The organism is Serratia sp. 14-2641, assembly GCF_001692375.1.
Classification (GTDB): domain Bacteria; phylum Pseudomonadota; class Gammaproteobacteria; order Enterobacterales; family Enterobacteriaceae; genus Chania; species Chania fonticola_C.
In genome coordinates this window covers 1-11,998 of sequence record NZ_LXKR01000001.1, presented here as the reverse complement: position 1 = coordinate 11,998, position 11,998 = coordinate 1, and the positions used below count along the sequence as shown (strand labels likewise).

The window sequence follows — 11,998 nt, the reverse complement described above, 5'->3', positions numbered from 1 at the left end:
GGCATTACCTGATGCGGTAACCGATACTGCGCACGGTTTCAATGCTCAATCGGTTATCGGTTAGCGCGCCCAGCTTCTGGCGGATATTGCTGATATGCACGTCCACGCTGCGATCGTAAGCCTCGCGTGGCCGCCCCAGACCTTTCTCTGACAGTTCATCCTTCGACACGACTCGTTCAGGCGAACGCAACAGTAACTCCAGCAAGTTGAACTCTGAGGCGGTGAGATCGAATACCTTCCCCTGCCAGGCACTGCTGCGGGTGGATGGGTTGAGCGTCAATTCGTTAAAGCTGAGGACTGAAACTTTATCCACCGCTTCCGGCTGCTCTTCAAACCGGCGCAGCACTGCACGCAGGCGTGCCACCAGTTCGCGTGGGTAACAAGGTTTGGGCACATAGTCGTCGGCGCCCATCTCCAGCCCGATCACCCGGTCGATATTGTCACCCTTGGCCGTCAGCATGATGATCGGCAAGCGGCTCTTTTTGCGAACCTCGCGCAGCACGTCGATCCCGCTCATGTCCGGCAGCATGATGTCGAGGATCATTGCGGTATAATCGCCAGAAAGCGCCCCATCCACTCCGGCCTTGCCAGTCAGCACCAGGGACGCGTTGAATCCTTCAGCCGTCAGGTATTCGCTCAGCATGGTGCCAAGTTCCAGATCGTCATCGACCAATAAAATTTTCATGCCCATTCCTCCGCTGATTTACCGCCATTTTCGCGTCTATTGTCGCTGTACGCAGCCGGTTTTACCTAATCCTTACACATTGACATTCTCCCGACACAAATGAAAGACGGGGTTTATGGCTCAGGGGATACTCGATCTTGAGGGGATAAAGGGCAGAGGTTGGGGAATAGGTAGAGAGTCTCGCTCCTCCCTACCGATTATCGCTCAGCTAGGAAAATACGCCGGTAGACAGGTAGCGGTCACCGCGATCGCAGACAATGGCGACAATGACGCTGCCAGGGTTGGCCGCAGCAACGCGCAACGCCCCAGCTACGGCTCCACCAGAGCTGACACCGCAGAAAATACCTTCCCGCTGCGCCAGTTGGCGCATGGTTTGTTCGGCTTCGCTTTGTGCCATATCCAACACCTGATCCACCAGCTCCGGGCGGAAAATACCCGGCAGGTAGGCCGGTGCCCAACGGCGGATACCCGGGATGCTGCTGCCTTCAGCAGGCTGTAAGCCGATGATATTCACCTGCGGATTTTGGCTTTTCAGGTAGCCGCCAACGCCGGTAATGGTGCCGGTAGTGCCCATGCTGGAAACGAAATGAGTGATACGACCGGCGGTCTGCTGCCAGATTTCCGGGCCGGTAGTGGTGAAATGCGCGTAGGGGTTATCCAGATTGTTGAACTGATCCAACACCTTGCCCAGCCCCTGCTGCTGCATCTCCAGCGCCAGGTCACGCGCCCCCTCCATCCCCTGCTCACGGCTGACCAGGATCAGTTCGGCACCATAAGCTCGCATCGCTGCCTGGCGTTCCATGCTCATGTTTTCCGGCATCAGCAGCTTCAGCGTGTAACCTTTCATTGCACAGATCATCGCCAGCGCGATGCCGGTATTGCCACTGGTGGCCTCGATCAGCGTATCGCCCGGCTGGATTTCACCGCGCAGTTCCGCCTGCTGGATCATCCCCAGCGCGGCCCGATCCTTGACCGACCCCGCCGGATTGTTGCCCTCCAGCTTGAGCCAGATTTCACTGTCCAGCCCTTCGGCCAGTCGTTGTAGTTTTACTAACGGTGTATTACCGATGCATTGTTCCAGCGTGGTCACAATCATTGCCTGCGTATAATGTAAAAAGGCAACCCTGGGTTGCCTTAAATGGGAATGGTTAGAAATTATCAGGCGCTTTTCGCTAACGCAACCGGTTGTAACAGTTGTTCACCGGCGTAAAGGCGGGCATTCAGGCTGCCAACGTAGTAACGGTCCCCGCGCGCCGGTGCAGCATGGCCTTCCGACATAATCACGCTGATAGGCTCCTGATGCCAACCAATCGGCTGCACGGTCAACTGCCAGAAGTGGCCACGCGGGCTGACTTCCAACACCTGTACCGGTAAAGGACAACGGGCGCTGCAATCGGTGCCAATCTCCATTTCCCACGGGCGCAGGAACAGATCGACGCTGCCTTGGTGCATTGGCTGGAACGACAGCGGCCATTGGTGAGCGCCCACAAACAGCTGTGAACCACGGATTTCACCGTTCAGGCGGTTAACTTCGCCCATAAACTCCAGCACGAAGCGGGTCGCGGGTTCACGCATGATCTCGGTCGGTGAACCTACCTGCTCGATATTCCCCTGGCTCATCACCACGATGCGATCGGCGACTTCCATCGCTTCTTCCTGATCGTGAGTCACGAACACGCTGGTGAACTTCAGTTCTTCATGCAGTTGACGTAGCCAGCGGCGCAGTTCTTTACGCACCTGGGCATCCAGCGCACCAAACGGCTCGTCCAGCAGCAGGATCTGGGGCTCCACCGCCAGCGCGCGCGCCAAGGCGACACGTTGCTTCTGGCCGCCGGAAAGCTGTGAAGGGTAGCGGTTAGCCAGATGACCCAACTGCACCATCTCCAGCAACTGCTCCACTTTCTGTTTGATCGCCGCCGCATTCGGACGCTCACGGCGTGGCAGGACGCTCAGGCCAAAAGCGATATTGTCGAAAACCGTCATATGACGGAACAGCGCGTAGTGTTGGAACACGAAGCCGACGCGACGATCACGCGCATGCACGCGGCTGACGTCGGTGCCGTGGAAACCCAGCTTACCGCTGCTCTGGCTTTCCAGCCCGGCGATAATACGCAGCAAGGTGGTCTTGCCCGAACCAGATGGGCCTAACAGCGCCACCATCTCACCGGAAGGAATATCGAGCGAGATATCGTTCAATACCTTGGTACGGCCAAAAGACTTGTTGATACCGTTAATCTCAATGCTCATGATTTTCCTCCCGCTCAAGACGCGCATCCTGACGCGCCAGGCGCCATTGCAGTCCGCTTTTCAGAAATAGGGTGACTATCGCCATCAGGGTCAACAGTGCCGCAGCGGTAAATGCCCCGGCGGTGTTGTAATCCTGATGCAGTAATTCCACTTGCAGTGGCAAGGTATAGGTTTCGCCACGGATAGAGCCGGACACCACCGATACTGCGCCAAACTCGCCAATCGCGCGGGCGTTGGTCAGCACCACGCCATACAGCAATGCCCAACGGATGTTCGGTAAGGTGACGCGGCGGAACATCTGCCAACCTGAAGCGCCCAACAGCACCGCGGCCTCGTCTTCCTGGCTGCCCTGGCTCATCATCAGCGGCACCAGTTCACGGACCACAAACGGGCAGGTCACGAATATTGTCACCAGCACCATGCCCGGCCAAGCGAACATCAGTTGAATGTCATGGGCATCCAGCCAGCCGCCGATCGGGCCGTTGGTGCCGTAAAACAGCAGATACAGCAGCCCCGCCACCACCGGCGACACCGCAAACGGCATGTCGAACAACGTCAGCAGCAGTTGGCGGCCAGGGAAGGTAAAGCGCGTCACCAGCCAGGCCAGCAAAGTACCGAACACCAGGTTGACCGGCACGGTGATCAGCGCCACCAGCACCGTCAACCAAATGGCGTGCAGCATGTCCGGGTCCGAAAGGTTATGCCACACGGCACCCACGCCGGAGGAAAATGCCTCGATAAAGATCATCACCATCGGCACGACCAACAGCAGGATGGAGAACAGCGCGCCAATGGCAATCAGCGTCCATTTCCCCCAATTTACACGTGGGCGCTCTGCGCCGTTCAGGGCGGTAACATCAGCCATCAGTGCCCTCCAATTCGGCGGCCAAAGCGGCTCTGTAGGGTGTTAATGGCGAACAGCAGCAGCAGTGACGCCGCCAGGATCACCGAGGCAATCGCACTAGCGGCCGGGTAATCGAACTCCTGTAAGCGCACAAAAATCATCAATGAGGTCACTTCGGTTTTCCAGGCAATGTTGCCAGCGATAAATATCACCGCACCAAATTCCCCCAGGCTGCGGGTAAACGACAACGCCGTCCCGGCGAGCAGCGCTGGAGCAACCTCTGGCAACACCACGCGGCGGAAACTCTGCCAGCGGGTAGCCCCGAGCGTTTCGGCGGCCTCTTCATATTCAGGCCCCAACTCTTCCAGTACCGGTTGCACCGTGCGCACCACGAAAGGAATGCTGGTAAAGGCCATCGCCACCGCAATCCCCAACCAGGTGAAGGAAACCTTGATATCAAAATGAGCCAGCCATTGGCCGTACCAACCGGTGGTAGAAAACAGCCCCGCCAGGGTCAGGCCAGCCACCGCTGTAGGCAATGCAAACGGCAAATCCATCAGGCCATCCAGCAAGGAACGGCCAGGGAACTGGTAACGGGTGAGGATCCAGGCCATCAGCATGCCAAACACCGCGTTGAAAACGCTGGCGACTCCGGCCGCCAGCAGCGTCACCTTATAAGCAGCCACGACCTGCGGATTGGTGATCACCTCCCAATACTGTGCCAGGCTCATTTGCGCCAGCTGCATCACCAGTGCGCTGAGCGGCAACAGCAAAATCAGGCAGGTGAAAAGCAGGCTGCTTCCCAGACTGAGAGTAAACCCAGGCAGTACCCGCTTACTGGCCATCGAAAACATTACTTATGCCCTGCCGCTAACAGTTGGTCCAATTCTCCGCCCGTCGCAAAGTGGGCACTCATCACCTGCGGCCAGCCGCCGAACTGATCCTCAACGCTGAACAGCTTGGTCTCAGGGAATTGGCTCTTGGCCGCCGCCATTACCTGCGGGTCATTGACGCGATAATAGAAGCTGGTGATCAGTTTCTGGGCCGCCGGACTATAGAGATAGTTCAGGTACTCTTTGGCCACCTGCTCGGTGCCGTTTTTCTCGACGTTTTTGTCCACCCAGGCCACCGGGAACTCCGCCAGAATATCGACCGGCGGCACGATCACTTCATACTTGTCTGCGCCGTACTGCTTGCGGATATTGTTCACTTCGGATTCAAAGCTGATCAGCACGTCGCCCAGGCCACGTTCGACAAAGGTCGTCGTTGCGCCACGGCCACCGGTATCAAACACCACCACGTTTTTCAGCAAACGGGTCATGAACTCACGGGTTTTGGCCTGATCGTTGCCATCAGCTTGGCTGGCAGCGCCCCAGGCGGCCAGATAGGTATAGCGGCCATTTCCGGAGGTTTTCGGATTTGGGAATACCAGCTTCACGTCATCACGCACCAGATCGCTCCAGGTGTGGATACCTTTCGGGTTGTCCTTGCGCACCAGGAACGCCATGGTGGAATAGAATGGAGAGCTGTTGTTCGGCAGGCGTTGCTGCCAATCTGCCGGGATCAGTTGGCCGCGATCGTGCAGGATTTGCACGTCACTGACCTGGTTATAGGTGACCACATCGGCACGCAGACCCTGCAAGATCGCCAACGCCTGTTTGGAAGAACCTGCGTGGGACTGTTTGATGGTCAGTTTGTCGTTCGGATGCTGCTGATCCCACTGCTTTTCAAAGCCAGGGTTCAGCGCGGCAAACAGTTCGCGGGAGACGTCATAGGAGCTGTTGAGCAATTCTGCCGCCGAAACCGTACCGCTGGCTAACAATGCCGCCACCAGCCACCCTTTCAACAGCGTATTTTTAACCCGGGAATGTTTCATTCTGCACCTTATCACTGAGTCTTACCGCCGGGCTGATGCCCTGATATTGACCAGTGTATTTATAACTTGATGCAGACCTGTAACGCTTTTATATACCGTTTAGTGATTTTCAAGCATCAAACGCTATAAGGCAGGAGGGGAGCGGTTCACCGCAGAGGGAGGGAAAGCCCGGAGCCAGAGGAACTGGCCCAGAGAATGACAATGTTGATGAATTTATTGTAGGGGCGCCGCTTGCTGCGCCCGTTTAACAGCGTGCTATACCCCTACATAAAAGCCAATTACATCAAAGCGACATCAGGCGCGTCAGCGAAGGTGCGAAGTAGTAGCTCCCGGTCACCGCGCGGCTGAAACGCAGCATCGCGTCGTGTTTGCCGTCCAGCTCACCGAACATGCTTAACAGCTGCTGTTCGATGTTGTGCAGGCGCGCGCAATAGGCGATGAAATACAGGCCATGTTTGCCGCTGGCGGTGCCATAAGGCAGGCTCTGGCGCAAAATTTTCAGCCCTTTGCCGTCTTCTTTCAGATCGACACGGCTGACGTGCGAGGTATCTGGCCGTTGATCCGGCGGCAGTTCTTCACTGTCTTGTTTGGTACGGCCAATGATCTGTTCCTGCTGTTCGGTAGTGAAACGCTGCCACTGGCGCAGGTTGTGCTCGTAACGCTGTACCAGCACGTAGCTGCCACCTTCGTCTTCTTCGCCAGCGCCAATCACCGCGACTTCCGGGCGTTGTTCGCCCTGCGGATTTTCGGTACCGTCGATAAAGCCGCTCAGATCGCGCTCTTCTACCCAGCGGAAACCGTGCGTTTCTTCTTCAATACGAATGGTGTTACCAAACGCGGCCAGGGCGGCCTGCGCCAGGGTGAAGTTAACGTCATGACGCAGCGATTGAATATGGATCAGCATATCGCGTTGGGTGGCCGGTGCCAGCCCCTTGCCCAGCGGCGCGAAAGGCTTCAGCTCTTTGGCCCCCTGGCCATTGGAAAGGTCATGCCAAACGTCGGAGCCAAAAGCGATAACCGCACCTAAGTGGGCATCTGGAAACTGTTGCTGCAACTCGCCGAGCACCTGACAAAACTGTTTGCAACCTTGGCGCAGATCGACGAATTCGCCCTGTACCATAGCTTCCATAAAAATACCAAAACGGCAGTGTTCCAGCAGGATGCCGCTCTGAACCTGTGTCATGTTGATTTCCTCAAGACCTGAATCGGGTAACAGGTTGCCCTGTTATAAACGCGCAATATCATAACGCACAGCAGGCTGATTGCCTTGCCCGAACGCAAAGAAAATAGGGATTTAACGCCAAACGAGGCAGGCACACCGTAAGGTGCGCCCGCAATGAGAATTATTGTGCTTTGGCATGCCAGACGATCTTACTCACCGTCCAGCTCTGCAGAGTATCGTCCGGTGGGATCAAATCCTGTGGGCCAGCCCATTTACCACTGAAGATATAGCTGACATTGCGGCTTTGCTGCGCCACGCACTCGACCTTGCCAACATCCTCGCCTTCGGCAGGTTTACAGGCACCATAGGCCTTGCTGAACAGTTCGCTAAACGGCGTACCCAGCTTGCTGCCCCATTCGGTGGCGATCTTGGCGTCCATCACGTCAACGCGCTGCACGTGGCCCTTAGGCTCCCCGGTGATCACCAGCTTCACGTCATCGCCGTCCAATGCCTGGAAGTAGGAAACGATCTGCCCTTGGTTGGTCGCCATCCCGCCACGAATGCGGTAGTTGTTATTCAGCCCCTTGCCAATCGCCGCTTCCGTCATGGGGGTACCGGCCCCCACATCACCGACGCCTTTAGCGCTAACCTCTACGCTGCCGCCAAACCAGTTGAACGGCGACAGGCTGGACCAGGAGAAGTTTGACATGGTCGAACAACCGGTCAACATCAGCGGTAACCCTAACAACAGTGGGCGAATATTCATTCATAGCTCCTTAACATCAAAGACATCGGCGATATGCAGCCTCTCATAACCACTGTGGCTGCGCCATCAATTGCCAGGTTGGAGTGCGTAAATTGGGAAAAGTGCCGCAACTTTTAACAATTAACCCGCCTCATCCTGCGGGATAAAACAGGCTTTCAAGCGCCGATTCATTAACAGATACCCCATCGCCAGCACATCCAACAGCGCCAGCAGGAGATCCAGCGGAGGTTCATTGCTGTCTTGCTGCCACAGGCTGTAAAGCGAGCCGAGCAGCGCTGCCGCCAGCGAAACTATCAGTACCCAACGCCAACTACGCCACAGACGTGGCCAATGCTGGCGGCGGCCAGCAATCAAAAAGGCCAGCGCCGCAGGCAGCCCAAGCGCAATACCGTACCAAAAGCGCTGAGTATCTGGATAGAACAGTTGTAACAAGCCAGCACCCTGATCGCGTGAGGTGCCCGCCATCACAAACAGTAGCCAAGTACGAGCCTGTAAGATCAGTACGCCCCAAAACCACAGCGGCAACCGTAACATACCGTGCTGATCGTAATCGTCCGGTGAAAACCGGTGTGTTGACGCCTTCAAATACTTTTCCTTGCCGATGTTATGATTACCCTTGCAAATGGCGACGGTGGCCACCATTTTCAATCTCCAGCTTAAGAAGCTCTTAAGATCCTTATGGTTTAATCAGGTTATGTCCCGCTAACGGGAAATCATTCAGACCACTGATAAGGAAGATCCAGATGAAAAAGATCGCTTTACTCACACTCATCGCATTATGCAGCGCACCGGTTCTCGCTCAACAGGGCGGGTTCCTCGACCCCAACGCGACACCGGCTCAAACGCAAACCAGCCCGCAAGGTGGTTTCTCCGGCCCTAGCGCCACACTGACCACGGTAGATAAGGTCAAATCAATGAGCGATGATACCTGGGTGATGTTGCAGGGCAATATCGAACAGCGCGTGGGTGATGACACCTACACCTTCCGCGACGCCACCGGCACGCTGACGGTAGAGATCGACAGAAAGCGCTGGAACAGTCAGACCATCACCCCAAAAGACAAGGTACAGTTGGAAGGGAAAGTGGATAAGGACTGGAACAACGTGGAAGTCGATGTGAAAAACATCAAAAAACTGCCTTAAACCAGGGCTTGGGGGCGGTGGCAACCACCGCCCTGACGATCAATACTCTTGATCTTCGATCAGGCGTTTCCCCAGACTGGTGATCGCCTGAATTTCGTAGCCGAGCTTTTCATACATTTCGATCACGGTGTCGTTGTCTTCACGCACCATCAGCTGAATTTTCGGACAGCCGCGCGCAATCAGCTTTTTCTCCAGCCGATTAATCAACGCATTGGCAATGCCGCGCCCGCGATAGTCTGGGTGAACGCCCAGGTAATACGCCGAACCCCGGTGGCCGTCGTAACCGCCCATCACCGAGCCAACCACCTCCCCCCCCACTTCCGCCACCAAAAACAGATCCGGATCGTGGTTCAGTTTGCGTTCAATATCCATCTCGGGATCGTTCCATGGCCGTAACAGGTCACAACGCTCCCACAGGGTGATGACTTCTTCAAAGTCGTCTTGCCGAAATACGCGAATTTCCATCGTTGCTCGCTACTGTTAATTAACTTATTTAATACCCTATGGATTTCAAGCTGCAGCGTGAAAGACGACGGGTATATCTGATTATTACGTAATTATTGACTGATACCTGCCGTCTTTCAAGCCGCAGCGTTTTGCCAGGTAATAAATGGCAATAGTTATCAAGTCGATTAATGAGGATCAATACGCTATAACGTCGCGAAATAGATTGATCGAGTTGGAGCCGCGCGTGATGAAAAAACAGAGCAAAACCTACCTCAATTTCAGCCCTCTCACCGCTTCATCGACTCGACGCCAACTGCTGCTTTCCGGCCTGGCTCTGGCCCTGCTCGGGGGCAAAACCTCAGCCTCCCAGGCCAATATGCTGCAACCAAAACCGCACAGCAAACCGCTCCCCAAGGCTACGGGGAGCAAAAGAGTGGTGATGATCGATCCCGGCCACGGCGGTATCGACTCCGGTGCCGTGGGCCATGAAGGCTCACAGGAAAAACACGTGGTGCTGGAAATTGCCAACCACGTGCGGCGTTTTTTGCATGAGCACGAGCACGTTGATGCCCGCCTGACCCGGGAGGAGGATGAATTTATCCCGCTGTTCCAGCGCGTGGAGATCGCCCACCAGCACCAGGCCGACCTGTTTATCTCGATCCATGCCGATGGATTTACCAGCCCGGATGCCGCCGGAGCTTCGGTGTTTGCCCTTTCCAACCGCGGAGCCAGCAGCGCGATGGCGCGCTATCTCTCCAATAAGGAAAACGCCGCCGATGACGTAGCGGGGGCAAATACAAAGATCAGGATAACTATCTACAGCAGGTGTTGTTCGATCTGGTGCAAACCGACACCATCAACAACAGCCTGACCCTGGGCCGTCACGTGCTGGGCCAGATCCGCCCGGTTCACCGCCTGCACAGTGAAAGCACCGAACAGGCGGCGTTTGCCGTATTAAAGTCCCCTTCTATTCCTTCGGTGCTGGTAGAAACCTCGTTTATCACCAACCCCGGTGAAGAGCGCCTGTTAGGCACCACCGCCTTTCGCGAAAAAATTGCCCGCGCCATTGCCGACGGTGTGATCAATTTCTTCCAATATTACGACGTTCACCAACGTAAGCCGCGCTAGGCCTGCAAAATACGGGCCGAGAAGGTATACTTGCCGCCCTGTCCAGTTACCCATTGCGAAAACCCGTATGAGTTTACCCACCATTGCCGCAGTAAAATCCTTCCTGCTGGCGTTGCAAGACAAGATTTGTGAGCAGTTGGCCCAGGCCGATGGCGGCGCCGGTTTTAAGGAAGATCGCTGGACGCGTGAAGAAGGCGGCGGTGGCCGTAGCCGGGTGCTGACTAACGGTGCGGTATTCGAACAGGCCGGAGTAAACTTTTCCCACGTATCCGGTGCCACGCTGCCCGCCTCTGCTACCGCGCATCGTCCAGAGCTGGCCGGGCGCAGCTTTCAGGCGATGGGCGTATCGCTGGTGATCCATCCGCTCAGCCCGTATATACCTACCAGCCATGCCAACGTGCGCTTCTTTATCGCTGAAAAACCGGGCGAAGAGCCGGTTTGGTGGTTTGGCGGTGGCTTTGACCTAACGCCCTTCTATGGCTTTACCGAGGACGCCGTTCACTGGCACCGCACCGCACAACAACTCTGCGCTCCCTTCGGCGACGATGTGTACCCAAAATACAAGAAGTGGTGCGATGACTACTTCTTTATCAAACACCGTAATGAAGCCCGCGGCATCGGCGGCCTATTCTTTGACGATCTGAATACCCCGGATTTCGAAAGCTGTTTCGCGTTTACCCGGGCGGTAGGTGAAGGTTTCCTGGAGGCCTATCTCCCGATCGTGGAAAGACGTAAAGCACTGCCTTGGGGCGACAACGAACGCCAGTTTCAGCTCTATCGCCGTGGCCGCTATGTCGAGTTTAATCTGGTGTGGGATCGCGGTACGCTGTTCGGCCTGCAAACTGGGGGCCGCACCGAATCGATCCTGATGTCGATGCCGCCTTTGGTGCGTTGGGAATATAACTTCCAGCCTGCAACCGACAGCCCGGAAGCCGCGCTATACCGTGACTTTCTGCCAGTGCGCGACTGGCTACAGGAGCAACAATAATGCAGATTTGGGTCGATGCCGACGCCTGTCCAAACGTGATCAAAGAAGTGCTGTTCCGTGCCGCAGATCGCGCGGCGATGCCTGTCACCCTGGTGGCTAATCAGCCTTTGCGCACGCCCCCTTCGAAATTTATCCGCACCTTGCAGGTTGCTGCAGGATTTGACGTGGCGGATAACGAAATCGTGCGCCGCTGTGAAAAAGGCGATCTGGTGATCACCGCGGATATCCCGCTGGCCGCCGAAGTGATAGAAAAAGGCGCTATCGCCCTGAATCCTCGCGGTGAGCGTTATACGCCAGACACCATTCGTGAACGCCTGAACATGCGTGATTTTATGGATACCCTGCGCTCCAGCGGGATCCAGACCGGGGGGCCGAATACCCTCAACCAGCGCGATAGACAGCAGTTTGCCAATGAGTTGGACAAGTGGCTGCAGCAGGCGAAACGGGCCAATTAGCACCGAGATTACCCCTCTCCCAGGGAGAGGGAATCGAACGTGCCACCAATTGACTTCTATATCTGAATTCAACCTTGTATTGGCTGAGGTATGAAACGCGCCACATTCTACTCCTGCACCCGAACGCTGCTCCGGAACAGCCCCCTCTCCCTGTGGGAGTGTACAGACCGGGGACATGGTAGACAGGTGTTCAAGGACATGGTGAACACTTTTTAACATCCTTTACCCATGATGATCGACCTATTTCTCAGGTCGATC

The 11,998-nt window shown here is 56.0% G+C and carries 13 protein-coding genes and 1 pseudogene; 4 read left to right on the top strand and 10 right to left on the bottom strand.

What is annotated here, in order from left to right; translation table 11 throughout:
- Positions 1-4: 4 nt before the first annotated feature.
- The 9 genes from A6U95_RS00070 to A6U95_RS00030 all read right to left on the bottom strand — a co-directional run bounded on the left by A6U95_RS00070 (position 5) and on the right by A6U95_RS00030 (position 8,165).
- Complete coding sequence (locus A6U95_RS00070; RefSeq protein WP_065682986.1) at positions 5-685, bottom strand: response regulator transcription factor; 681 nt, start codon at positions 683-685, stop codon at positions 5-7.
- A 208-nt stretch (positions 686-893) separates the two neighbouring features.
- Entirely contained in the window at positions 894-1,775 is an 882-nt protein-coding gene (gene cysM / locus A6U95_RS00065) for a cysteine synthase CysM (protein WP_065683361.1), read from the bottom strand.
- A gap of 68 nt (positions 1,776-1,843) precedes the next feature.
- Positions 1,844-2,932, bottom strand: coding sequence for a sulfate/thiosulfate ABC transporter ATP-binding protein CysA (gene cysA, locus A6U95_RS00060; protein ID WP_021178698.1), 1,089 nt, complete (start codon positions 2,930-2,932; stop codon positions 1,844-1,846).
- Positions 2,922-3,797, bottom strand: coding sequence for a sulfate/thiosulfate ABC transporter permease CysW (cysW, locus tag A6U95_RS00055; protein ID WP_021807067.1), 876 nt, complete (start codon positions 3,795-3,797; stop codon positions 2,922-2,924). Before cysW ends, cysA begins: the two co-directional genes overlap by 11 nt.
- Complete coding sequence (gene cysT, locus A6U95_RS00050) at positions 3,797-4,630, bottom strand: sulfate/thiosulfate ABC transporter permease CysT (protein ID WP_021178700.1); 834 nt, start codon at positions 4,628-4,630, stop codon at positions 3,797-3,799. The genes cysW and cysT overlap by 1 nt, the downstream gene beginning before the upstream one ends.
- Positions 4,630-5,652, bottom strand: a complete 1,023-nt coding sequence (locus A6U95_RS00045) for a sulfate ABC transporter substrate-binding protein (protein ID WP_065682985.1) — start codon at positions 5,650-5,652, stop codon at positions 4,630-4,632. Before A6U95_RS00045 ends, cysT begins: the two co-directional genes overlap by 1 nt.
- A gap of 283 nt (positions 5,653-5,935) precedes the next feature.
- The gene (locus A6U95_RS00040; protein WP_024484486.1) at positions 5,936-6,835 is read right to left on the bottom strand and encodes a Dyp-type peroxidase; all 900 of its coding nucleotides are present in this window, start codon (positions 6,833-6,835) and stop codon (positions 5,936-5,938) included.
- 160 nt (positions 6,836-6,995) lie between these two features.
- On the bottom strand, positions 6,996-7,580 hold the full coding sequence (locus A6U95_RS00035) for an RpoE-regulated lipoprotein (RefSeq protein ID WP_065682984.1): 585 nt from the start codon (positions 7,578-7,580) through the stop codon (positions 6,996-6,998).
- Between the two features lie 120 nt (positions 7,581-7,700).
- Positions 7,701-8,165 carry a DUF2919 domain-containing protein gene (locus A6U95_RS00030; protein WP_024484488.1) on the bottom strand — a complete coding sequence of 155 codons (465 nt, stop codon included), beginning with the start codon at positions 8,163-8,165 and terminating at the stop codon, positions 7,701-7,703.
- 158 nt (positions 8,166-8,323) lie between these two features.
- Between A6U95_RS00030 and A6U95_RS00025 the strand changes: the two genes are divergently transcribed.
- Positions 8,324-8,722 (top strand): YgiW/YdeI family stress tolerance OB fold protein, encoded by a 399-nt coding sequence (locus A6U95_RS00025; protein ID WP_065682983.1) that lies wholly within the window; start codon positions 8,324-8,326, stop codon positions 8,720-8,722.
- A 39-nt stretch (positions 8,723-8,761) separates the two neighbouring features.
- On the opposite strand, the gene A6U95_RS00020 is transcribed toward A6U95_RS00025, so the two are convergent.
- Positions 8,762-9,187, bottom strand: coding sequence for a GNAT family acetyltransferase (locus tag A6U95_RS00020; RefSeq protein ID WP_024527108.1), 426 nt, complete (start codon positions 9,185-9,187; stop codon positions 8,762-8,764).
- 229 nt (positions 9,188-9,416) lie between these two features.
- Here A6U95_RS00020 and amiA point away from each other — a divergent pair.
- From amiA to A6U95_RS00005, 3 genes and pseudogenes are all read left to right on the top strand, one after another.
- A pseudogene (gene amiA, locus A6U95_RS00015) lies at positions 9,417-10,297 on the top strand (N-acetylmuramoyl-L-alanine amidase AmiA).
- Positions 10,298-10,364: 67 nt separating this feature from the next.
- Entirely contained in the window at positions 10,365-11,285 is a 921-nt protein-coding gene (gene hemF / locus A6U95_RS00010; protein WP_065682982.1) for an oxygen-dependent coproporphyrinogen oxidase, read from the top strand.
- Positions 11,285-11,740 (top strand): YaiI/YqxD family protein, encoded by a 456-nt coding sequence (locus A6U95_RS00005; protein ID WP_024527105.1) that lies wholly within the window; start codon positions 11,285-11,287, stop codon positions 11,738-11,740. Before hemF ends, A6U95_RS00005 begins: the two co-directional genes overlap by 1 nt.
- Positions 11,741-11,998: the final 258 nt, after the last annotated feature.